The organism is Pseudomonas sp. P1_F1_2 (genome assembly GCF_056405815.1).
On record NZ_JBFUBK010000024.1, the window covers coordinates 37709 to 59724 of the forward strand.

A 22016-nucleotide genomic window follows, 5' to 3' on the forward strand; every position below is an offset into this window, starting at 1 on the left:
GGCGAAAAACAGCAAGCGACCGACTAGGTGACCGTAACCCCAAACGACTGGCGAGGCGCTAAGATCCCTGCCTCTCCTGCCTTTCAAATGAATTTGCAAGAAAGTCGATTAGGGCGCGCACGGAAGGCAGTAGACCTCGTCGAGAGGGAAAGACTGCGGTGATTACACCTTCATCTGGCCTCCATTGTGGGATAAGCGTTAACAAACGACCGTCGGAGATTTCTTCCCTGACCACGGCTAGCGGCATGCTAGCGATGCCCACCCCCCGACTCACTGCACTTTTGAGTACCGCCATATCGTCGCTGACCAAGCGCGGAACATGGCTGATTTGGGCGGTGGCCCCGTTGGGATCATTCAGGTGCCAGTTGTAGTGCGGTTGAGGCGCTCCCCAATGAATACTCGGAAGATCCACCAAATCCGCCGGTACCATCAACAGCGGGTAGCGTTGCACAAAAATAGGGTTGGCAACCAGTACCTGTGGACTTCTGGCCAGGACTTTCATCACCAATTCGCTACTTTCCAATGGAGGAAAACATAAGCTCAAGGAAATGTCATATCCCTCGCTGATAACGTCAACACGACGGTTGAAACTCTTCACATAGAGTTCCACTGATGGGCATTGCTCCATGAACTCGCCTAGTAATGGGGCCACCCAGAAGTTCAGTAGTGGAGTGGTGCAGCACAGGCGAATAACGCCTCGGGGTTCCGACCGGCTCTGTTCAATGACATCTTCCGCCGACTCAGCTTCCGCCATCATGGCCACGCAATGGCGGTAATAAGCCTGACCGATATCGGTCACTTGGAATTGCCTTGTAGAGCGCTGAATAAGGCGCACACCCAGCCGCATCTCTAGTTGACTGACCCGTCGACTCAAGGTGGATTTTGGCATGTTGAGGGCGCGGCCTGCGGGAGCGAAGCCGGCATGTTCAACCACTTTTGCGTACAAAAAGAGTTCATTGAGATCAATCACTCGTGGCCCCTATCGTTCCATATTTGAGACTGTGAAGTCTAATCCAGCCACTACCGGCATCCAACCTCCACGACTAAGGTGATTCGCTCGGGTCTTTGGTAGGCGATGCAACATGAAGAAAATTCTGGGCATTTACAGCAGCCCCAATCGGCATTGGGTAGGGGATGGGTTTCCGGTCCGCTCGCTTTTCACATATGACACGCTGGGCCGTCATATCAGCCCGTTCCTGTTGTTCGACTACGCAGGACCTGCGGATTTCCCGCCTTCACCGCACCGGCGTGGAGTCGGTCAACATCCGCACCGAGGTTTTGAGACGGTCACCATTGTCTATAAAGGTGAACTCGAGCATCGGGATTCCACTGGCGCTGGCGGCAAGATAGGACCAGGCGATGTGCAGTGGATGTCAGCAGCGTCGGGCATCCTTCATGAGGAGTACCACTCACCAGAATTCAGTCACGCTGGTGGAACATTGGAGATGGTGCAGTTGTGGGTGAATCTACCCGCAAAAGACAAGATGTCTGCGCCTCGATATCAGACGATTTTGAACCGCGACATAGTGCAAGTCAGCCTACCTCACGATGCCGGTTTAGTGCGCGTGATTGCCGGTGAGTACGCCGGGCGTAAAGGCCCCGCGCTGACCTTCACCCCCATGGATGTATGGGACATACGTCTGAACGCAGGCAAGAGCATTTCCCTGCAATTAAGAGCTGGCTTCACCTGTGCAATCGTCCTGCTCAGTGGGGGGGTTGAGGTGAATGGCAGTGCAGTTTTGCAGGAGGCACAGGTGGCGCTGCTTGACCCTGATGGAGTCAAGCTGTTGCTGGAGGCCAGTAGCGACTCAAAACTGGTCCTGCTCTGTGGAGAGCCCATCGATGAACCCATCGTTAGCCATGGTCCGTTTGTCATGAATACCCAAGCAGAAATAGTCCAGGCCATCACAGACTTCAACAGCGGCCACTTTGGACAGATTACCCCCTAACCATTTCGTAGTGCCATTGGTTGACATTACGAAACCCGTCGGCGGCTACGCCGTCTTTTCTCACAGGAGAACGTCATGAGTACCCCGGCTAATTTCAACAACCAGAGACCGGTCATCGACCCATCCAATGTCGCCATGCTGCTGATCGACCACCAGAGTGGTCTGTTCCAGACAGTGGGCGATATGCCGATGCCCGAACTACGCCTGCGCGCCGCGGCGTTGGCCAAGATGGCGTCGTTGGCCAAGATTCCGGTCATCACCACCGCCTCAGTGCCACAAGGCCCAAACGGCCCGTTGATCCCCGAAATTCATGAAAACGCCCCACACGCCCAATACGTGGCGCGCAAGGGTGAAATCAATGCTTGGGACAACCCGGAATTCGTCGCCGCAGTGAAGGCCACGGGCAAGAAACAGCTCATCATCGCCGGCACCATCACCAGCGTCTGCATGGCCTTCCCGTCCATCAGCGCCGTCTATGACGGTTATCAGGTCTTTGCGGTGGTCGATGCCTCCGGCACCTACACCAAGATGGCGCAGGAAATTACGCTCGCCCGAGTGGTGCAGGCGGGTGTAGTCCCGATGGATACCGGTGCTGTTGCGTCTGAGTTACAAAAATCCTGGAACCGCGACGATGCACAACAATGGGCTGAGGTTTACACCAAGATTTTCCCGGCCTATCAGTTGCTGATCGAAAGTTACATGAAGGCTCAAGCTGTAGTGAGTAACCATGAAGTGCTGGACTCCCAGCGCAAGTAACCGAGCCCAACACGGGGGAGTGTCCCTCATCAGTGGAAGCCATCGGGGCTTCCGTTGTTCACCTGGAGAATGAAAATGTCCACTGCCTATAAACGTCTCGATAAAGATCAAGCGGCCGTGTTGTTGGTCGACCATCAGACCGGCCTGTTGTCGCTGGTACGCGACATCGACCCGGACAAGTTCAAGAACAACGTGCTGGCGCTGGCCGATCTGGCCAAGTACTTCAAACTGCCGACCATTCTCACCACCAGCTTTGAAACCGGCCCCAACGGCCCGCTGGTGCCGGAGTTGAAAGCCTTGTTCCCGGACGCCCCTTATATTGCGCGGCCAGGTCAAATCAACGCTTGGGACAACGAGGACTTTGTCAAAGCCATCAAGGCTACCGGCAAGAAGCAACTGATCATTGCCGGGGTGGTGACCGAAGTCTGCGTGGCGTTCCCGGCGCTGTCGGCGATCGAGGCGGGTTTTGAGGTGTTTGTGGTGACCGACGCCTCGGGCACCTTCAATGCCCTGACCCGTGATTCTGCATGGAACCGCATGTCGTCTGCCGGTGCACAATTGATGACCTGGTTCGGTCTGGCCTGCGAGCTGCACCGCGACTGGCGCAACGACATCGAAGGGCTGGGCACGCTGTTCTCCAACCACATTCCCGACTATCRCAACCTGATCACCAGCTACACCAAACTGACCACGGATAAGTAAGCCAAGGCTCAGGGGCTGTCGCAGTACCAACAGCCTCTGAGCACACCGACACGCGATCACGGAGAACCGTTATGACTAACTCAAATATCCAGCGAGACGACACCTTACTAACTGCGGATAACCATGCCCTTTTGCTGATTGACCACCAGTACTTGCAACTGTTGGCCGTGCGCTCTCATCCCGCAGAAACGGTGGTCAGTAACACCACGATGCTGGCCAAAGGCGCAAAGATATTCAATGTCCCGACGTTGTTGACTACTGCCTTTGCTGAACGCCAGGAAATTTTCCAGGAACTGCAAGCGGTGTTTCCTGAGCAGAAGCCAATCGATCGCACCGGCCTCAACTCTTGGGACGATCCGCGGGTGCGCGAATGGGTCTCGAAGACCGGCAAGAAAAAACTGGTAATTGCAGGTTTGTGGACGGAAGTCTGTCTAAGTCTTGCCGTGTTGAGCACCCTTGCCGAAGGTTACGAGGTTTATATCGTTACTGATGCCGCTGGAGGGGGGAGTGCAGAAGGCCATGAGCGAGGCGTACAACGGATGGTGCAAGCCGGCGCCCGGCCACTGACCACAGCCGTCTATGTCAGTGAGCTGCAACGTGACTGGTCCCGCGAAGAAACTGCCGGTGATGTGGCCAAGCTCTTTGCTGAGTTGGGTGGTGCTTTTGGTCAAGGTTTACGTTGGGAATGGCAACTGCTGGGTCTCAAGGAAGGTACGCGGTAATCCGGATGGCTTTGGCGATGGGCTTTGCCTGTCAATAGGTTCATCGGTCACAGCCGCCAGCAACACGAATAGGAGTTTTCAATGAGCGAATCAACGATCCGCGCTTCCTTCGAGGGCACTGCCTTCCAGGTGAAGTTATCGGATGGCTTGCATGCATGGGCCAGCGATGTGCCGCAAACACTCGGCGGCGGAGACACTGGACCCTCGCCGCATCAATTGCTGTTGTCGGCCCTTGGTGCCTGTACGTCGATCACCGTTGCCATGTACGCACAGCGCAAGGGAATTCCGCTTGAGGAGGTTGACGTTAAGCTGAGCATTCTGCGGGAGCGCATCACCCATGATGCGCAGACTCACATCGGTCGAGACATCCACTTGACGGGTGCGCTGAGCCACGAGCAGCGCTTGCGGTTGCTGGAGGTTGCCAACGCCTGCCCCATCCACAAGGTCTTGAGCGGCGAAATCCTCATCAGCAGCCAACTGGCCGAGTGAGGAGCGCGGTCATGGCGAATCTTCCCGAAATCAAGGTCCTGGGGGTCTCCGGCAGTCTGCGCCGCGGCTCCTACAACACGGCCGCTTTGCGCGAGGCGATAGGTCTTGCGCCTGCCGGCATGCACATCGAGATGGGGACATCGCCGAGATCCCGCAGTACAACGAAGATGTTTTCGCTCTCGGTTTTCCCCCGGCGGTCGAGCGTTTTCGCCAGCAGATCCGAGCGGCCGATGCCTTGCTGTGGACCACACCGGAATACAACTACTCGGTTCCTAGTGTGCTGAAAAATGCCATCGACTGGGCCTCCCGTCCACCCGAACAACCCTTTGCCGGCAAGCCGGCCGCGGTGTTCGGGGCCAGTGCCGGACGCTTCGGAACTGCCCGTGCGCAGTATCACTTACGCCAAAGCATGGTGTTTCTCGATGTACACATGATGAATCGGCCAGAGGTCATGATCGCGGGTGCCCCGGCGCTTTTCGATGCTCAGGGGCAGTTGATGGATGAGCGCACACGCGAACAATTGCGCGGTCTGCTTGAGGCTTTTTATGTCTGGGTCATCAAGCACAAAGCTTGGCCGCAAGAGAGGTAACAATGAGCAATCAAGAGCCCCAATGTCAGTTGTCCACGTCATCGGGCTGTCCGGTGGAAGAGGGCATTAGAGCGATTCAGAGAGTCACGGCGCGCTCCGCCGAAGTCGGTGGTGGGATCACGGTCAACCGATTACTGCCCTCAGCGCAGCGACGGATGATTGGCGCCTGGTGTTTTCTCGACCATGCCGGTCCAGCGGTGTTTGAAAAAAAAGCCGGTCTGCGCGTCGGCCCCCATCCGCATATTGGCTTGCAGACTTTCACCTGGATGATCAAGGGTAAAGTGCTGCACCGCGACAGCCTGGGCAACGTCCAGGTCATTCGCCCGGGTCAGGTCAACTTGATGACGGCCGGACGGGGTATCACCCATACAGAAGAGTCGCTGCCTGACGAGCACCATCTGCACGCCGCGCAGCTATGGATTGCCTTACCGGAAGCTGACGAGAACTGCGCTCCGGCGTTCGATCATTATCCAGACTTGCCAGTCTGGGATGACGGGGGGGTAACGATCACCCTGCTGGCCGGGAGTTTCGCCGGCCGCACCGCCCCCAGCCGCATTTTTTCGCCACTGGTGGGAATGGACCTGGCGAGTCAGGGGGCAGCCTCGATTCGATTGTCTGTGGATCCGCGATTCGAGTACGGCATCTTGCCGCTGGAGGGCGCTTACACCATCAACGGCCAGACCTTTGCCCGCAATGAGCTGGCTTACCTGGGGCGTGGCCTCAGTGAGATTGAGTTGTCATCCACTCAGGTCTCGCGTGCCTTGCTGCTGGGGGGCGAACCGTTTGCCGAGGAAATACAGCTGTGGTGGAACTTCGTCGGCCACAGCAAGGAGGAAATCGGCAAGGCCCTTGAGGCCTGGAACAGCCGGGACCTTGAGCGCTTCGGTGACGTAGAGGGGTTTGACGGAGAACGTTTGGTCGCCCCGCGGTTACCATGGTAATGCCTGAGATGCTCGACGACAGAGCTTCCCAATGCAACCCCTGATTAATTATTTCAAGGTTGTTTTTAACCCCGGTCTTGCGGGGCTGCTGTTTGCCTTGCGCACTGTCGCCGCCGGCCTGCTGACCTTGTACCTGGCGTTCATCTTTGACCTTGATCAGCCTAAGTGGTCGGTCATGGCGGTGATCATCGTCAGCCAGCCCCTAGGGGGCATGGCCCTGCAACGCAGCTTCTCGCAGGTCATTGGCACCACGGTGGGCGCTGTGGTGGCGGTGCTGATCATGGCGGTTTTTCCCCAGGCACCACTGCCGTTCATTGTCACATTGGCGCTGTGGTTGGCGTTGTGTACCGCCGGGGGCACCCTGCTGCGCTACACCAGCTCCCACGCTTTTGTACTCAGTGGCTTCACGGCGGTGGTAGTTGCCTTGCTGGCGGTCCCCGAACAGGACAACACCTTAATGCTAGCCATTACCCGGATCACCGAGACGCTGCTGGCTGTCGCCTGTGTGTGCGTGGTCAGCCTGTTGACGGCGCGGCCGGAGGCGGTGGCTCGGGGTTACTTTGCCAAGGTTGATCAGGTGCTGAAGCTGATGGCGCAACACGCGGCGGCGGTGATCCGTACCGAGGAAAGCGAAGCAGATTTTCATAAGCGCCAGTTGCAACTGCTGGGGGAGATCAGTGCGCTGGAGGGCTTGCGTCGGCATCTGTACTTCGATGCACCGCGTTTGCGCAGTGCCAACAGTCTGGTGCAACTGCTGGGCAATCAGTTGGTGTTGTTGACCTCACGCCTGACCGTGTTACGGCATCAACGCACATTGATCGGTGAACGCTGGGAGGGTGAATTTCCTGAGCATATTCAGCGTTTGCGTGAAGATGAACTGCTGTTTCTCGACGAATTGGCCAGGCAGGGCCGCTCGCTGTCCAGTGACGCCCGGCATCAATTCAAGATACTCCAGCAACGTTTTGATCACCTGGCGGAACAGGCCGAACAGCTGAGCGAAAACATGCCGGCCACCCTACGTTCACTAGCGTGGGCGTTACGCTGGGAGCAAGCGCGCCTGCTGCAACAGCTAGAGGAAATTCTTGAACTGAGTGACGCTATTCAGAGCGGCCGTGAGGCCAACTGTGTCTATCAGCAGGCTCGTAGTAACCCGTTGCATTTGGACCTTCGCCTGGCCGCGATGAACGGGACTCGTGCGTTTATCGCATTGCTGGTGTCCGGGTTGATCTGGATCGAAACCGGCTGGGACGGCGCCCGTGCCGGGATGATTCTGGTGGGCATTTTGTGCTCGTTGATGGCGACCTTTCCGCGTCCGCTACTCGCCAGCCAAAACTATGTCCGAGGTTTGGGCTTAGCACTGGTTGTTTCAGCGATTTACCAGTTCATGTTGGTGCCTGCGATTGGCGACTTCGAAATGCTGGCGTTGATCCTGGTGCCGCTGCTTTACGTGATCGCGGTCGGGCTGGCCAGTCCGACGACCGCGGGAATCGGCATGGGCCTTGGACTGTCGACCTTCCTGATGGTCGGCCCACAGAACATTGGGACTTGGCAAAATACCGCGACCCAGTGGTTCGAATTCACCGGGGCTTATGTCTGTGCCGGGGTGCTGTCGTTGCTGGTGTATTCCTGGGTGTTTCCCTTCAATCCGGTGCAGCGCATCTACCGGCTGTTCCGGGAGACCCGTGAGCAGGTTTATCTGCTGCTCAAGACGTCGGCCGTCGACGAACAGCAGTTTGCCTTTGAAAGTCGCATGGTCGATCGCCTGACAATGATGCTGGGGTTATTGCCAGCGGCCAATGACCCTCGCAGCAATCAGTTGTATGAAGTCAGCCTGGCGTGCATGGCGCTGGGCGTAGCCCTCAATCAGCTGAAACAGCAAAGTCAGGACAATGCGCTGTTGAGTCCGCAGGTCAAAGACCGTTTGCAGTCGATCCTGCGCCAAACCGGTCGCTACGTCGCGGATAGACCAGGCATTGATTTCGACGAACTGACGGATGAGTTACGCCGCCTCGGAGAAGAACTGGATCAGTTGCATTCCGGCGAGCTGGCGTCAGGTCACGAACACTTGTGGTCGGTGTTCCGCATTCGCGTCGCGCTGTTGATCGTGGCCTCGTTCATTGAACGTTATCGCGAATTTCTTCAACCCTCGGACGCAGGAGTACCGATCCTTGCCCATTGATTTCGAGCTGGGCGGCGTCTACTTGCCGCCTATTGCTCAGGCCCTGTTATTGGCGTTACCGATTTTTCTGCTGCTGGATTGGTGCGCACGGAGGATCGGTTTGCTGAAGTTCGTCTGGCATGAAGCGTTATTTGAGGGGGCACTCTATGCCTGCGTGTGTGCGGTGGTGATTTTGCTGATGGGTGTCTCATGAGTCTGAAGAAAACCGTTGCACAACTGGTGACTTTGGCCGTTGTAGGGTTGGCGGTTCTGCTCGGTTGGTTTGCTTGGGAGCATTACACTCGATCGCCCTGGACTCGTGATGCGCGGGTGCGTGCCGATGTGGTGACGCTGTCCGCCGACGTCTCGGGACGTATCGTCAGCTTGCAGGTGCAGGACAATCAGCATGTGCAGAAGGGCCAGTTGCTACTGGAAATCGACCCGGCGCGCTACGCACTGGCGGTCGAACACGCGAAGCGTTCAGTCGAAGTGGCGAAAGCCACTCAGGGCCAGTCGCAGGCATCAATCATTTCCAGTGAGGCTTTACTCAAACAACGCCAGAGCGAAGAACRCAGGCGACGGACCCTCAAACAGGGTTTCGCGATCTCCGGCGAAGAGTGGGAAAAGTCCAGTACCGAAGTGGCGGTGGCTCAAGCTGAACTATTGAGAAACCAGGCCAACCTTGGTTTGGCGCAAGCCAATGTGCAGCTGGCCATTGCCGCTTTGTCCCAGGCCGAGCTTGACCTGCAACGGACCCGGGTGGTGGCACCGGTCAGTGGCTATGTGACGAATCTGCTGACCCGCGAGGGCGATTTCGCCAGTGGTGGCAGTGCGCTGTTGGCGCTGGTCGACAGTGAATCATTTTATCTCAGTGGCTACTTCGAAGAAACCAAGCTGCCGAGGATCGAGGAGGGCCGCCCGGTGCGGATTCAGTTGATGAGTGGCGAGACGTTCGGTGGTGTCGTGCAGAGCATTGCCTTCGCCATCACTGATCGGGAGAACTCCCCTGGCAGTCGATTGCTGGCCAACATCAACCCCAGCTACACCTGGGTCAAACTGGCGCAGCGGGTTCCCGTGCGGATTCAGATCGATCCCCAATATGCGGGCAAGGGGCGCTTGCGCGCAGGCACCACTGCCACGGTTACCGTGCTCGAAAATATCAACAATGAGCGGGAGTCACGATGATGGCCGAGACGTTGAAACGACTGCTGGGAATCTCTGTTTCGCTTGGAGTATCGCTGGCGATGGGGAATACCTATGCGGACAACTCGCTGGGCCAACGGGATAACCTCAGTAGTGGAATCAATGATCGACAAAAGGCTGAAATGGGGGTGCCGGCCGGATTTGTCAGTGGCTCGTCGCTCAACGGATTGTTACGCAACTACTATTTCAGCCGTGATAACCACGACACTCCGGCCAGGCTCGACCAGCGGGAGTGGGTACAGGGTGCCTATCTGTCCTTTCGCTCCGGCTACACCGACACACCCATCGGCGTCGGTGTCGATGTACACGGGTTTTATGGACTGAAGCTTGACGGCGGAGGAGGCAGCGGCGGTGCCGGGCTACTCCCGCTGAATTCAAAAAAAGAGCCGGAGTCGGAATTCTCCGCGGCGGGAGCCGCATTGAAATTCAGGGGCTTTGACAGCCTGGTCCAGGCCGGCGATCAATACTTGGAGAACCCGGTGATTGCCAGTGGGGTTAGCCGGGTGTTTCCCCAGACCTTTCGCGGTGTGGCGTTAAAAAACTACAGCGTTCCAGACCTGACCCTCGATGCCGGCTGGGTCGACTCCACACGGCTGCGCAATCAAAGTGGCCAGAGTCATCTGACGACCAGCTACGGCTCCAGCAACAAAGCGGGGGTGCCCGCCGACCGTGAAAGCCCGAATATGACTTGGGCGGGCGGTGTTTACAGCGTACCGGGCGCTATCACCCTGACGGTCTATGGCGGACAATTGAGCGACATCTGGAATCAGTACTACGCAGGCGTTAGCTGGCCACTGAAGTTGACCCAAACATTGACGTTGACGCCGTATCTGCACTATTTCAAAACCCGCGATCAGGGTCATAGTCAGTTCGGACGGATCGACAATGACACCTACAGTGGTGGTCTGACGCTCTCTGGCGCTGGCCAGAGCCTGACCCTGGGTCTGCAAAAAATCGACGGTAATACACCGTTTGACTATATGGTCCAGGATGACCGGACGTTCCTTTACCTGAGCAACTCTCAGCAGTACGCCGACTTCAACGGGCCGGGAGAAAAGTCCTGGAAGCTGCAGTATCAGACCAGCCTGAAATTTGTGGATGCACCGAATGTCCAGTTCAGCGCTTCCTATACCCGCGGCGAAGCCGACCTGACTCGCGTGGATCCCGCCAGTCAAGGGTATGGCTACATCTACAACGCTTCCGGAAAAGATGCACACCATTGGGAACGGGATGTGGCCCTGCGTTACGCGGTGCCCGACGGCAAGGCCAAGGGGTTAAACCTGACCCTGCGTTGGGCGGCTCACCGCTCGGGCGACGGCTACACGGCCCCGGGCAATACCCGAGGCAATTCGAATGCCGATGAGTACCGGGTGATTGTCGATTATCCGTTCAGTATTTTTTAGCCCGCAACGTAGGAAGGTATGACATGCGCCAACAGGCAAGGTTAATCCGGGCCATCGGCATTAGCTCGGTGTTCATCTGCTCACCGAGCAAGGCCGATCGCGTCAGCTTACCGCCTTTGGCATTGGGCAACGCGAGCTTCATGGATGGTGTGGCGGGTCCGGGAATGCTCTTCGAATTGCCCGCGCAAATCTATCGCAGCAACTCGGCGCGTGATGCTCAAGGCCATTCTCTGCCGGGAACGCAAAAAGTTCGTAGCACTACCGTGCTTCCGCATTTTGCCTACTTCAGTTCCAACACTTTTCTGGGGGCCAGCTATGGGGCAGAGGTGCTGTTGCCGATAGTGCATCTGGACCTGGATATCGACCAGGGGCCCGACGGTAGTCGAACTCGGCAGGGCGACATGGTCATCAGTCCGCTGCTGTTGCAGTGGGCGCCGCGCTCGGTACTCGGCAGGCCTTACTGGCAACGGTTGAATTTTGTTTTTTCGTTGCCGACGGGGTCCTACAGCGCTGATTCGGATATCAACACTGGCAGCAATGTCTGGGTGTTCAACCCACATTACGTGTTCACCTGGGAACTGACTGATCGCCTGGAAGTGAGTGGCCGGTTCCATTATGCATGGTCCAGTCGCAACAACGATCCGGCGTCTGTATTAAAGGCAGACAATATCCAGCCGGGTGAGGCGATCCACAGCAATCTGGCGGTGTCTTATGCGGTGTCTGACACCTGGCGGATAGGGGTGGCTGGCTACCAGCTTAAGCAGATCAGTGATGACCGGATCGATGGTCATCGGCAAACAAATTCTCGGGAACAAGTCGTGGGCATTGGGCCGGGTGTGATGTATCGGCAAAGAGCACAAACGATTTTCGCCAACCTCTACTTTGAAAACGGTGCTGAAAACCGCTCGCAGGGAACACAGCTGACGCTACGTTATCTCCACGCATTTTAATGCTCCCTTATTCGGCGGTATCGATTTTCTCAACTCGAGTTTGAATACCCTCAAAAGGGAAAGAGTAAGCTATGTATAATCCGTTCTCAGTGACACTAACACTTATCGCAATGGTCACAATCTCTGCGTGCTCTACTCAGCTAACTGAAAAAGGTTTTAACGTTAATTTGGTCACGGCATCATCATCGGATCAATGCAGCCTAATCAAGATGTTCACCGTTCAGGGTTCAGACCCGGACGAAACATTACGTATGGCCTTTAATGAGGCTGCGGTTCTGGGGGCTGACAGCATGGCTGTGGCGGACGGCAAGGAAACCGCCAGTGGAGCCGAGATAAAGGGGGCTGCCCTAACTTGTCGGAAATGATAGGAAGAGGCTCGTGATCCTTCATAAATGAGAAGCATGTTTAATCGACTTCAACCTGCCTTTTATCTTACGTCGGCTTAAATGAGGCAGCCGCTTTTGGCGGCTGCCTATAAACCATTGATACAAAAAAAGAGTTAAACATCGCTCGTCGTTTGTGGCGCAGGGCGATGGCATACACACTTCCTGTGCCTGACTCGGAATCTACTTTGTGTCAAGTGCGTATATTCCATACCGGCGTCCTGTCTTCTCCTTGTAAGGAGTGAGATATGCTTTCGCTATGACCAGAGAATGATGCATCCCGACTATGCCGCTTCTACGTTGTCCTTGGTTTTCAACAAGACGTGGCGAGGCGCCGTTTCGCACAGGAACAATGCTACGAGCAAGCCCAGCACCGCGCCGCTCAATGCCAGGTAGAGCGTGTTTTCGATACCGTGATGCTGTGCAATGTAACCAGCCAGTGCTGGTGCAACACCGCCACCGAACACCTCACCAATGCCTACGACCAGGCCCGTGGCCGTGGAGACCAGGGCCGGCGGCACTGACTCGCTGGTGAGTGGGCCGACTGTCAGGCAGATCATGCTGAAGTTGAAGAAGGTGGTCGCGAACAGCAGCAGGAACAGTTTTACTGGCTCGGCTCCCGTTTGGATCATCAGCCAAAGTGCCAAGCCGGTGGCGAGGCAAGAAAGCAGTGCCACCGGTTTGCGCCCCAGTCGGTCGGAGAGGGTGGGCATTACTACCATGCCGAAGAATCCACCGAAGCCGATGGCCGACATGACGAACCCCATCTGCTGCATACCCATGTGCAGGTAGTCAGTCAGGTAGTTCGGCAGCATGACCGAGCTGACGAACAAGCACGTCAGCATGCAGAACATGCAAGCGATGTTGAGTAACACATTGCCTTGGCGCAGCACCGTCGTCCAGCGAGTGCTGGGCACTTCTACGTGTCGCACCGCCGGTGCAGTCGCGCGGGGTTCGCGCAATACACGGTACAGCGCCCAGGCGATCAGAAATCCCGGGACTGACACCAACACGAACACCCAGCGCCAGGACGGCACGACCAGCAGCAATTGGGTCGCGACAATTGGCGCCAGACCGAGCCCCAGTAGGGGAAAGAAGGCTTGCTGGATACCGATGTTCATCCCCAGTCGACGAGGATGGGACGCCTCGGCGGTGGCGGCAATAGAAGTCGGGGTGAAGGCCCCCTCGGCGACGCCCATGACCGCGCGGATCAGCAGCAGTGCACCGACACTCGTCGCCAGGCCAGACAATCCGGCCAGTAACGAAAACATGATCACAGAAGGAATGATCACCTTGCGCCGACCGATCCGGTCGGACAATCGCCCCATGAAGATCGAAGAAATTCCCCAGGCGAGGGCCAGCACGGCAGAGATGTTGCCCAGGTCCTGATAGTTGAGGTTGAGGTCACGCATCATCACTGGGAACAGCGGCAGAATGATGAAGCGATCCAGGCCGACCAGGCCGAAGCCCAGCGCGAGTAGCGCGACGGCTTTCCATTCGTAAGCCGAATCCCATTTCTTGTTATTCATGGCATTTCTCCGCCCTTGCGGGCATGGGTGGACAGGGCGCCGATGAAGTCGACGCACAATGGATAGGTCAGAAATAAACCAGGGCCTCGACCAGCCCGGTCATTTGCGTGCGGTCGCGGCCGTTGCCGTAGATGCGATCGTGCTCAAGGGGTTCGAACCAGTCGTAGCGCAACTCGGGACGCAGGCTGACGTTTTTGCTAACGTCCCAGCGAAAACCGACGGTCATGGCGTTGAAATCGCCTCGCGCAGTGCTGGTCGGGAACAGCACGAAACCGTCATGGTCACGGAAGTGTTCGCCCCGTAGCGAGAACGCCAGATCGGGGCGCGGCTGGTAGGTCAGAACGCTGTTGACGCCCCACCAGGAAGCCCCGTCGAAACCCGGTCCGGTGACGATGTCCACGGTGTCGACCTTGCCGTCGCCGGACTGCCGGCCGTAAACCAACTCGGCACCCATCGACCATTGCGAATCAAAGGCGTGCCAACCGTTCAGCGAATGCTGTTGGCGAAGTTGACCGTGGGGCGAAATCAGCCGTGCAGTGGGTGCTTGCACGTCGTCGATGTTTTGGTTTTCCTCGTCGCCCACCATGAACTCATAGTCGACCCAGGTGCGCATGTCTGCTGTACGCCAACGCAGGGCACCCATCACCGATTTGCCGTGGTTGTTGTCGCGCAAATTGTTCCAGCCTTGCACCACTCCCAGTTCGGCCCCGAGCAGACTGCTTTCGCCATTGAACAGACGCGTGCTGGCAAGAATGCCGGATACGGTGCTGGGCTCCGTGACAAAGGCGTAGGTCTTGCTGGCGAACGGGTTGCGTGCCTCACGGATGTTCGGCGGAATTTCGTAGCCGATGGCCGGACCGAAGATCCCAGCTATCACACTGACGCCGGGGCCGTAAGGCATGTACATAGAGGCGAACAGGTTGGGCGTGGCGACGAATTTCTGCTTGTGGCGTTTGGCCGAGTCGGGATCATCGTCGCCGGGCGAATTGGCATCCCAGTGCATATCCCAACCGAAGGTACGGGCGAACTGTCCATTGCGCCCGTAAAGGGTTTCCATGCTGAAACCGAAGGAAAACTGCTCCGGGCTTGGACCCGGCAGTGGTGTGACGCGGGGGATGACATTGGCAACCAATGGTTTGTCGACAAACACGTGGACTGACGCCAGTTCCAGGCCTTCATCGGAATAGCCGGTCAACGGCAGGTTGCTCAGGCCATCGTCGCGTTCATCGCGGGTAGAGCGGTTGTTACGTACATAACCGATGTCGAGCAGCCCAGAGACCTTGATTCCATAATCCTGCTCCAGGCTTGGGCCGAAAAGACTGCGTACCAGCGAGCCTTCACCCTTTTCCTGTTCTTGTGCCTGCACATGCAGGGATGCGAGGGCGAGCAAACCCGCACCGAGCATTTTTTTGCCGATGGTCAACATAACCTGCCTCTTTTTATTGTTGTTATTGCCGGTGAACCGAAACCTTCATGCGTGTTTTTTCACGGGCGAGCGATGCCCGTGGCGGGCCGTTGCCGGCCCGCGAGAAAGCTCATGCGTTCAGGTGGTGTAACGAATTAGCGGCGATCGAGAAGGCTCTTGAGCACGTCGAGCAGAACCGCCCCGTTAGCGTGCTTGCCGTTCTGTGCGCGCCAACCGACGTGGTTGTCCGGGCGTACCAACAGGCAGCCGTCCTCTTCGATCTCGCGTAGGCGAGCCCAGTCGCCGTAGCTGTCGGCATAGTCCAGGCCAATACCGATGCGCCGTACTTGCAGATCAATGCCCAATTCACGGGCTGCCGCCTCGGCGGCCTGGCACCAAACCGTACCGCCATGGCCAGTGAGCAGGGTCAGGTGACCCTTGCCGCAGATATCCAGTGTCGACACCTGACGCCCTTGCGTATCGTTAAGCCAGGCATGGGGCAGTCGCGCACCGGGCCAGGTGGTGGGGTGGTAATACAGCTCGCGATCACGGGTATAGGCCGGTTGTTCGCTGCCATCGTCGATGACCGCCGAGCTGCGATAACGCTGGCCCAGTTCCACACCATGGCAGTTGAACTGGTAGTTTTGCAGGGCGATGGCCTGATTCAGCTCAGCACGACGCTCACGACCGAGTTCGGTTTCGGCATACAACTCGCCCAGGCTGGCCCAGCCTTCTTCTTCGCTCTGTCCTGGTTTGAAGCCCAGGGCATTGGCAATCGGCAGCATGTTGCGCACGCTGGCCATCGCCCGGTCCACGACCTGGCGGCCGACGGGCTGGCGTTCCGAGTTGTAGCTGTCCAGCAAGCCTGGGCCGGCCTGGCCCTTGAGCACCATGGCGAGTTTCCACGCCAGGTTGTAGACGTCTTGCACCGAGGTATTGGTGCCCAAACCATTGGCTGGGGGATGACGGTGGACGGCGTCGCCCGCACAGAACACCCGACCCTGGGCGTAGCGGTCGGCAACCACATGGTTGATCTGCCACTTGCTGGTGGAGAGCACTTCGACCGGAATGTCGGCATCGCCGATGACCCGGCGCGCGCGTTCGATCACGGCGGCTTCGCTCAGGTCCGGCTCGCCCTGAGCAGGGTCGTACATGTAGAGCATTACCCATTCAGTCCAGGGTTTTACACAGATGAAAGTGCCGCTGCCCACCCAATAGTCGTTACCCGGCTGGACCATCCAGTAAAGAACGCCGGGGCGGCTCTCGCAGTAGCGGCGCAGGTCTGCACGCAACCAGACGTTTACGGCGCAACCCAGGCCAGTCTCGCCCTCTAGCGGGATTCCGAGCAGTTCCATCACTCGGCTACGTGCGCCGTCAGCACCGATCATGTACTGAGCGCGAACCTGGTACTCATGGCCGACGGTACGATCGAGGATGCGTGCGGTGACACCGTCGGCATCCTGGGTGAAGTCGAGCAGTTCGCTGTTGAAGCGCATCTCGCTACCGGCTCGTAGCGCTTCGTTGGCAATAATGGGTTCAAGTAGGTGTTGAGGGATGTTGCACATCGCGGAAGGGCTGGCCGTCTCATAGTCGGACTTGCGCTCGATAGCATTGCCCCAGGTCAGCAGACGGCCCAGTTCCTGCCCGGCAAAACTGGTGGCCCACACGTTATTGGCCATCAATTCGTGTGGCGAAGCGGCGGCAACAACCTGGGGCTCTACTCCCGCGTCGCGGAACACTTCGACGGTGCGCTGATTGGTGATGTGTGCCCTTGGGCTGTTAGCCGTCCAGCGGTACTTGTTGATCAACAAGCTCTTGATGCCGTAGCGCGACAGCAGTAACGAGGCCGCGAGGCCAGCCGGCCCTCCGCCAATGATCAATACAGGGACTTCCAGAATTTCGGTGGAATGTTGTTGATTCATTTCTTTGCTCCGCAATCTTGTTCTTGTGTAACGGACCGATTCATAGCGCTTCGTAGTTGACGATGAATTCGTCGGGTACATCCGGCCCCCAGAGGTACAATGAATCCTCTGGTGGATGGTTGCCGGCTTCCCACGTGACACCTGCCGGGACGAAGTCGATATCGCAGGAGTACTCGCAGTAACTGCCCCACGGGTCGCGCACGTAATAGAAGTAGTTGGAACCCAGCACATGCCTGCCCAAACCCCACCCTTGCTTCCAGCCTTGATCAGCCATGCGCATGGCGCCGAGGCCGACTTCGTTGATTGACGCAACGTCCCAACTGCAATGGTGGAAGCCCGGGGCTTGCGACTGCACGAAAGCAACGGTGTGATGGTCTGCGCCGTGCACGGTGTGCATGAAGGCGACAACGTGTTCCGAGCGATCCGACAGGCGAATGCCCAGCGCTCGTTCGTAAAACGCGATGATGCGCGCAAGGTCCGGGGTGAACAGCATGATGTGTGACAAGCGTCGCGGCCGGACCGACGATGCGTGTCGACGATAGGGTGATCCTCGTTCACCACCGCAGGCACTGTCGAAACTGACTTCGGGTTTGCAATCGGGCGTGACCTTGTCGGCAATCCGGACCTGGACCTGGGTGCCATCCGGGGCAGCGAAGTGAAAACCTTCATCAGCGAGCGGCGACACTTCGCAGCCCTCGGCCTCGACTTGCGCTCGCAATGCGGGCAGATCCTCGGCATAAGCACCAAAAGCGATATGTCGAAGCTTTTTGCCGGGGCCTTTGTGAAGGTAGGCCCACGGGTGCGGATCACCGAAGGTACGCAGCACCAACACTCCGTTCTCTTCGCGGACATCCAGGCCAAAGCAGGTGTAGAAATCCCGGGCAGTATCCAGGCAGGGCACATCCAGGGCGTAGTGGTCCAGCGAGTGGACCCCTAGCGGGCGGGGCGAACCGTCCAATGCCTTGTCGAACAAGGTCATTACGTATTCCTCCAACTGTCGCGGCCTGCATCGGGCCGCTTTCTTGTTGTCGAGCCATGCTGCATCAGCATGGCCAGTTCTGATCGCTACGCTTCGTCAACGACCGGGTTGACCAGTTTGCCGATACCTTCGATCGACACCTCAACCACGTCGCCGGGCTTGAGGTAGACCTTGGGGTTCATGCCGAAACCGACACCGGCCGGGGTACCGCTGACAATCACGTCGCCGGCTTCCAGGGTGACCGCTTCGCTAAGGGTGGCGATGACCGTCGCTACATCAAAGAGCATGTCATTGGTGTTGGCGGATTGAACGACTTTGCCGTTGACCCGGGTCTCCAGCAACAGGCCCTTGCCACCGGCGGGCAATTCATCGGCAGTGACCAGATCCGGTCCGAACGCGCCGGTATCGTCGAAATTCTTGCCGACGGTCCATTGCGGCGATTTGAACTGGTAATCGCGTACCGAACCTTCATTAAACAGCGCGTAGCCGGCAACGTGATCCAGGGCTTGGTCTTTCGAAATGTGGCGACCGCCGCTCTTCAGCACCACGGCCATTTCACCTTCGTAGTCGAGGGTGTCGGATATTTTTGGACGGATCAGCGGCTTGTTGTGGGCCGTCAGGCTGCTGTTGAAGCGCGGGAAGAGTGTCGGGTAGTCCGGCTGGGCGTAGGGCGATTCTTTGGTGTGATCGGCATAGTTGAGGCCGACGCAAATGATCTTCCCCGGTTTGCGCATCAGCGGCAGATAGTCTTGTTCGCCAATTTCAACCACGGGACCCTGTGCGTTCGCACCGTAGGTGGCCAGATTCACGCCACGTTCGAGCAGGGACTCCAGCGTCTCTTCGCCCAGCACTTTGACGCCATCGGCGGTGCGTACGCCCAGTACGGCGCGGCCCTGATGGTTGAAGTAAACGTATCGCATGGGGTGAACCTCTTGTTGTGGTTGTTTGGGTTGGAGCGACCACCAGAGCACGGCGGTTTGTAGGACAAAAAGCTAACGTCATAAAAATATAACGTCAACAAAAAATATATATTCAAGATATTTTCTATTAATCCTGCCCCCTGTGTATGATTTGGCCATGACCCGTCGCAGGATGATGTTTTCCCATGAATCAACCCGAACAATGGCCCGATAGAAGCGAGCCCCTTGAGAAGCGCACCATGGCGTCGCAGCTGGAGGTGCGTGTTCGTCAGGACATCATCAATGGCCGGCTGGTACCCGGTAGCCGGTTGCGACTCAAGGAACTCGCGGACTTCTACGAAGCCGGCGTGATTCCGTTGCGCGAGGCGCTATCGCGATTGGCGGCAACGGGGTTTGTTGACGCGGAGGATCAGAAGGGTTTCAGCGTGGGTCGCATTTCCGCGCAGGAGATCCGTGACATCACGGACACGCGTCTGCATATCGAGTGCAGGGCGCTCGCATTGTCGATCAGTCAGGGCGATGTGGAGTGGGAGAGCAGGGTGCTCGCGGCGCACCATCGCCTTGATCGTTTGCCGGTTATCGAGGGCCCAGAGCGCCTTCTCAAGCCCGAGTGGGAAATCGCCCACGACGCCTTTCACAAAGCACTATTGTCCAGCTGCGGCTCATCTTGGCTGTTGCGTTTTGCCGCAACGCTGCGCGACCAGACGGCGCGTTATCGTCTGCTCGCCATGCATTACGCCGACAGTGATTCACGCGACGTAAGGGGCGAGCACAAGCGCCTGCTTGACGCGGCTCTGAGCAAGAACATCAAGGCTGCCTGTGAGATTCTCTCTGCGCACTATGAAGAAACCACAAAGCGGGTTCTGACTCACGAATGGCTTCAGCGTAGCGCTAGTCATACAGTCAGAACTCCTAAGATCTGATCGGCAATCAGAGTATTATCGTCCTGATCGAAATACTGGTCGGACTCACGTTGCATGCCAGGATTCTTCTTCGGCGTTCCAAGACGCATTGCTTTGTAGGGGCCGGTGGCGGTTACCAAGCAAAAGAAGATCAGTGATGATTGGATTGATGGGCATCGGCAAAAATACTCATACGAGCAAGTTTTGATGTGGGTAAGGGAAGCAAACGTTGTTTGCCAGCCTTCATTTTTTAAAAGCGGCGTCGAAACCCGCTCGGAGGTAATGCAGCTTACGCTTCGTTACCTCCTCTCATTTCTGATTGAGTCTGAGATTCCCTATAAAAGTAGCGTACGGATGTCGCCCAACAGGTCGCTCAGACGCTTGGTGAAACGGGCCGCAACGGCGCCGTTGATCACGCGGTGGTCATAAGACAGCGACAGCGGCAGCATCAGTTTCGGCTGGAAGGCTTTACCGTTCCAGACTGGCTGGATGGATGCCTTGGAAACACCGAGGATCGCCACTTCCGGCGCGTTGACGATCGGCGTGAAGCCGGTGCCGCCAATGTGGCCGAGGCTGGAAATGGTGAAGCAGGCGCCTTGCATCTCGTCCGACGAGAGCTTCTTGGTCCGGGCTTTTTCAGCCAGGGAAGCGGCTTCGGCGGCCAGTTGCAGCAAGCTCTTCTGGTCGACACTCTTGATGACCGGTACCAGCAGGCCATCCGGGGTGTCGACGGCGAAGCCGATGTTCACGTATTTCTTGCGAATGATCGCCTTGCCGCTTGGTGCCAGCGAACTGTTGAAGTCCGGCAGTTCCTTGAGCAGGTGCGCGCAGGATTTGAGCAGCAGTGGCAGGATGGTCAGTTTGACGCCAGCCTTCTCTGCAACGGCTTTCTGAGCGTTACTGAATGCTTCGAGTTCGGTGATATCMGCCGARTCGAACTGAGTCACGTGCGGRATGTTCARCCAGCTGCGRTGCAGGCTCGACGCGCCGATTTGCATCAGGYGAGTCATCGGCACTTCTTCGGTTTCACCGAAGCGGCTGAAGTCCACGACCGGAATYGGCGGGATGCCCGCGCCGCCGGTTGCGCCAGCMGCAGCGGCCGGTGCTTCCTTGGCCTTCTGCATCATGGCTTTGACGTAAACCTGCACGTCTTCTTTCAGGATGCGACCGTGCGGGCCACTGGCGCCGACAGCATTCAGCTCAACGCCGAACTCGCGAGCCAGTTGACGCACAGCCGGGCCCGCGTGAACCTTGGCACCGCTTGGCGCTGGTGCAGGGGCCTGCACAGCTTCAGCGTTTGTAGCCACTGCTGGGGCAGGAGCGACATCTGCGGTAGCAACTTCAGTCTTGGCCAGCGCAGCAGCTTGCGCAGGAGCGGCAGCAGCAGGGGCCGCAGCACCCGCCACTTCCAGATCCAGAATCAGGTCGCCAGTGCCGACTTCGTCGTTGAGCTTGACGCTGATGCTCTTGACCACGCCAGCGGTAGGCGATGGGATTTCCATGCTGGCCTTGTCGGATTCCAGGGTGATCAGCGACTGATCAGCCTCGACGGTGTCGCCCACCTTGACCTGGATCTCGATGATCTGGGCCTTGCCCGACGAACCGATGTCCGGCACGTGCACTTGCTGAACCGAAGCGGCAGCAGGCGCAGCAGCAGGAGCGGCCGGCGCGGGTGCAGCGGTCGGTTTCTCTTCTGCTTTTGCAGCAGCAGGCGCAGCTGCAGCCGCAGGAGCAGCAGCGGCACCTTCGACTTCCAGCTCCAGCAGCTCGTCGCCTTCTTTCAGGCGATCGCCCAGCTTCACTTTCAGGCTCTTGACGATACCGGCCTTCGGCGCAGGCACTTCCATGCTCGCCTTGTCCGATTCCAGCGTCAGGATGCTCTGCTCGGCTTCGATACGGTCGCCGACCTTCACAAACAGTTCAATTACTTCACCTTCACCGCTGCCGATGTCAGGTACGCGAATGAGTTCGCTCACAGAATCTCTCCTCAGCAGTCCAGTGGGTTGAGTTTTTCCGGGTTGATACCGAACTTGGCAATGGCTTCAGCCACGACCTTAGGTTCGATGTCACCACGGTCAGCCAGTGCTTCCAGGGCTGCCAACACCACGAAATGA

At 57.7% G+C, this 22016-nt stretch carries 22 protein-coding genes; 14 read left to right on the plus strand and 8 right to left on the minus strand.

Annotation, left to right across the window (positions count from 1 at the left end; translation table 11 throughout):
- Window positions 1-58: 58 nt before the first annotated feature.
- On the minus strand, window positions 59-970 hold the full coding sequence (locus AC1D2P_RS09725) for a LysR substrate-binding domain-containing protein (RefSeq protein WP_258668177.1): 912 nt from the start codon (window positions 968-970) through the stop codon (window positions 59-61).
- Between the two features lie 112 nt (window positions 971-1082).
- On the opposite strand from AC1D2P_RS09725, the gene AC1D2P_RS09730 reads away from it, so the two are divergent.
- The 13 genes from AC1D2P_RS09730 to AC1D2P_RS09790 all read left to right on the plus strand — a co-directional run bounded on the left by AC1D2P_RS09730 (window position 1083) and on the right by AC1D2P_RS09790 (window position 12227).
- Window positions 1083-1949: a pirin family protein gene (locus tag AC1D2P_RS09730; protein WP_258668178.1), complete on the plus strand. Its 867-nt coding sequence runs from the start codon at window positions 1083-1085 to the stop codon at window positions 1947-1949.
- A gap of 75 nt (window positions 1950-2024) precedes the next feature.
- A complete protein-coding gene (locus AC1D2P_RS09735) occupies window positions 2025-2705 on the plus strand; it encodes a hydrolase (protein WP_258668179.1) in 681 nt (226 codons plus the stop codon).
- A 75-nt stretch (window positions 2706-2780) separates the two neighbouring features.
- Window positions 2781-3407 carry an isochorismate family cysteine hydrolase YcaC gene (gene ycaC, locus AC1D2P_RS09740; RefSeq protein ID WP_477811409.1) on the plus strand — a complete coding sequence of 209 codons (627 nt, stop codon included), beginning with the start codon at window positions 2781-2783 and terminating at the stop codon, window positions 3405-3407.
- Window positions 3408-3478: 71 nt separating this feature from the next.
- Window positions 3479-4129: an isochorismatase family protein gene (locus AC1D2P_RS09745; RefSeq protein ID WP_258668181.1), complete on the plus strand. Its 651-nt coding sequence runs from the start codon at window positions 3479-3481 to the stop codon at window positions 4127-4129.
- 81 nt (window positions 4130-4210) lie between these two features.
- Window positions 4211-4618: an OsmC family protein gene (locus tag AC1D2P_RS09750; protein ID WP_258668183.1), complete on the plus strand. Its 408-nt coding sequence runs from the start codon at window positions 4211-4213 to the stop codon at window positions 4616-4618.
- Window positions 4619-4766: 148 nt separating this feature from the next.
- The gene (locus tag AC1D2P_RS09755; RefSeq protein ID WP_309475412.1) at window positions 4767-5207 is read left to right on the plus strand and encodes an NADPH-dependent FMN reductase; all 441 of its coding nucleotides are present in this window, start codon (window positions 4767-4769) and stop codon (window positions 5205-5207) included.
- 2 nt (window positions 5208-5209) lie between these two features.
- On the plus strand, window positions 5210-6148 hold the full coding sequence (locus AC1D2P_RS09760; RefSeq protein WP_258668184.1) for a pirin family protein: 939 nt from the start codon (window positions 5210-5212) through the stop codon (window positions 6146-6148).
- A 31-nt stretch (window positions 6149-6179) separates the two neighbouring features.
- On the plus strand, window positions 6180-8327 hold the full coding sequence (locus tag AC1D2P_RS09765; RefSeq protein ID WP_258668186.1) for an FUSC family protein: 2148 nt from the start codon (window positions 6180-6182) through the stop codon (window positions 8325-8327).
- Window positions 8317-8520, plus strand: coding sequence for a DUF1656 domain-containing protein (locus AC1D2P_RS09770; RefSeq protein ID WP_258668187.1), 204 nt, complete (start codon window positions 8317-8319; stop codon window positions 8518-8520). Before AC1D2P_RS09765 ends, AC1D2P_RS09770 begins: the two co-directional genes overlap by 11 nt.
- Window positions 8517-9491 (plus strand): HlyD family secretion protein, encoded by a 975-nt coding sequence (locus AC1D2P_RS09775; protein WP_477811410.1) that lies wholly within the window; start codon window positions 8517-8519, stop codon window positions 9489-9491. The genes AC1D2P_RS09770 and AC1D2P_RS09775 overlap by 4 nt, the downstream gene beginning before the upstream one ends.
- Window positions 9492-9550: 59 nt before the next feature.
- Window positions 9551-10912, plus strand: a complete 1362-nt coding sequence (locus AC1D2P_RS09780) for an OprD family outer membrane porin (RefSeq protein ID WP_408980999.1) — start codon at window positions 9551-9553, stop codon at window positions 10910-10912.
- Between the two features lie 23 nt (window positions 10913-10935).
- Window positions 10936-11862: a SphA family protein gene (locus AC1D2P_RS09785; protein ID WP_258668189.1), complete on the plus strand. Its 927-nt coding sequence runs from the start codon at window positions 10936-10938 to the stop codon at window positions 11860-11862.
- Between the two features lie 71 nt (window positions 11863-11933).
- Entirely contained in the window at window positions 11934-12227 is a 294-nt protein-coding gene (locus tag AC1D2P_RS09790; RefSeq protein WP_258668190.1) for a hypothetical protein, read from the plus strand.
- A gap of 302 nt (window positions 12228-12529) precedes the next feature.
- Here the strand turns inward: AC1D2P_RS09790 and AC1D2P_RS09795 are convergent, their stop codons facing one another.
- From AC1D2P_RS09795 to AC1D2P_RS09815, 5 genes are all read right to left on the minus strand, one after another.
- A complete protein-coding gene (locus tag AC1D2P_RS09795; protein ID WP_258668191.1) occupies window positions 12530-13774 on the minus strand; it encodes an MFS transporter in 1245 nt (414 codons plus the stop codon).
- A gap of 67 nt (window positions 13775-13841) precedes the next feature.
- Window positions 13842-15200, minus strand: a complete 1359-nt coding sequence (locus tag AC1D2P_RS09800) for an outer membrane beta-barrel protein (protein WP_477757560.1) — start codon at window positions 15198-15200, stop codon at window positions 13842-13844.
- A gap of 134 nt (window positions 15201-15334) precedes the next feature.
- Window positions 15335-17101 carry an FAD-dependent monooxygenase gene (locus AC1D2P_RS09805; RefSeq protein WP_258668193.1) on the minus strand — a complete coding sequence of 589 codons (1767 nt, stop codon included), beginning with the start codon at window positions 17099-17101 and terminating at the stop codon, window positions 15335-15337.
- 40 nt (window positions 17102-17141) lie between these two features.
- Window positions 17142-18080, minus strand: a complete 939-nt coding sequence (locus AC1D2P_RS09810) for a VOC family protein (RefSeq protein WP_258668194.1) — start codon at window positions 18078-18080, stop codon at window positions 17142-17144.
- Window positions 18081-18166: 86 nt separating this feature from the next.
- Window positions 18167-19000: a fumarylacetoacetate hydrolase family protein gene (locus AC1D2P_RS09815; protein WP_258668195.1), complete on the minus strand. Its 834-nt coding sequence runs from the start codon at window positions 18998-19000 to the stop codon at window positions 18167-18169.
- Window positions 19001-19185: 185 nt separating this feature from the next.
- Between AC1D2P_RS09815 and AC1D2P_RS09820 the strand changes: the two genes are divergently transcribed.
- The gene (locus AC1D2P_RS09820) at window positions 19186-19923 is read left to right on the plus strand and encodes a GntR family transcriptional regulator (protein WP_258668196.1); all 738 of its coding nucleotides are present in this window, start codon (window positions 19186-19188) and stop codon (window positions 19921-19923) included.
- 314 nt (window positions 19924-20237) lie between these two features.
- On the opposite strand, the gene aceF is transcribed toward AC1D2P_RS09820, so the two are convergent.
- Both aceF and AC1D2P_RS09830 read right to left on the minus strand, forming a co-directional pair.
- Window positions 20238-21878 (minus strand): dihydrolipoyllysine-residue acetyltransferase, encoded by a 1641-nt coding sequence (gene aceF / locus AC1D2P_RS09825; RefSeq protein ID WP_477811411.1) that lies wholly within the window; start codon window positions 21876-21878, stop codon window positions 20238-20240.
- 11 nt (window positions 21879-21889) lie between these two features.
- Window positions 21890-22016, minus strand: a 127-nt coding sequence (locus AC1D2P_RS09830) for a hypothetical protein (protein WP_477811412.1), incomplete at its 5' end; no start/stop codon positions are given.

Coding starts and splice junctions, on each gene's coding strand:
- AC1D2P_RS09795 (WP_258668191.1), bottom strand. CDS start 13,774: ATGAATAACAAGAAATGGGATTCGGCTTACGAATGGAAAGCCGTCGCG.
- AC1D2P_RS09785 (WP_258668189.1), top strand. CDS start 10,936: ATGCGCCAACAGGCAAGGTTAATCCGGGCCATCGGCATTAGCTCGGTG.
- AC1D2P_RS09790 (WP_258668190.1), top strand. CDS start 11,934: ATGTATAATCCGTTCTCAGTGACACTAACACTTATCGCAATGGTCACA.
- AC1D2P_RS09800 (WP_477757560.1), bottom strand. CDS start 15,200: ATGTTGACCATCGGCAAAAAAATGCTCGGTGCGGGTTTGCTCGCCCTC.
- AC1D2P_RS09820 (WP_258668196.1), top strand. CDS start 19,186: ATGAATCAACCCGAACAATGGCCCGATAGAAGCGAGCCCCTTGAGAAG.
- AC1D2P_RS09805 (WP_258668193.1), bottom strand. CDS start 17,101: ATGAATCAACAACATTCCACCGAAATTCTGGAAGTCCCTGTATTGATC.
- AC1D2P_RS09810 (WP_258668194.1), bottom strand. CDS start 18,080: ATGACCTTGTTCGACAAGGCATTGGACGGTTCGCCCCGCCCGCTAGGG.
- AC1D2P_RS09765 (WP_258668186.1), top strand. CDS start 6,180: ATGCAACCCCTGATTAATTATTTCAAGGTTGTTTTTAACCCCGGTCTT.
- AC1D2P_RS09745 (WP_258668181.1), top strand. CDS start 3,479: ATGACTAACTCAAATATCCAGCGAGACGACACCTTACTAACTGCGGAT.
- AC1D2P_RS09730 (WP_258668178.1), top strand. CDS start 1,083: ATGAAGAAAATTCTGGGCATTTACAGCAGCCCCAATCGGCATTGGGTA.
- AC1D2P_RS09815 (WP_258668195.1), bottom strand. CDS start 19,000: ATGCGATACGTTTACTTCAACCATCAGGGCCGCGCCGTACTGGGCGTA.
- AC1D2P_RS09750 (WP_258668183.1), top strand. CDS start 4,211: ATGAGCGAATCAACGATCCGCGCTTCCTTCGAGGGCACTGCCTTCCAG.
- AC1D2P_RS09735 (WP_258668179.1), top strand. CDS start 2,025: ATGAGTACCCCGGCTAATTTCAACAACCAGAGACCGGTCATCGACCCA.
- AC1D2P_RS09760 (WP_258668184.1), top strand. CDS start 5,210: ATGAGCAATCAAGAGCCCCAATGTCAGTTGTCCACGTCATCGGGCTGT.
- AC1D2P_RS09780 (WP_408980999.1), top strand. CDS start 9,551: ATGGGGAATACCTATGCGGACAACTCGCTGGGCCAACGGGATAACCTC.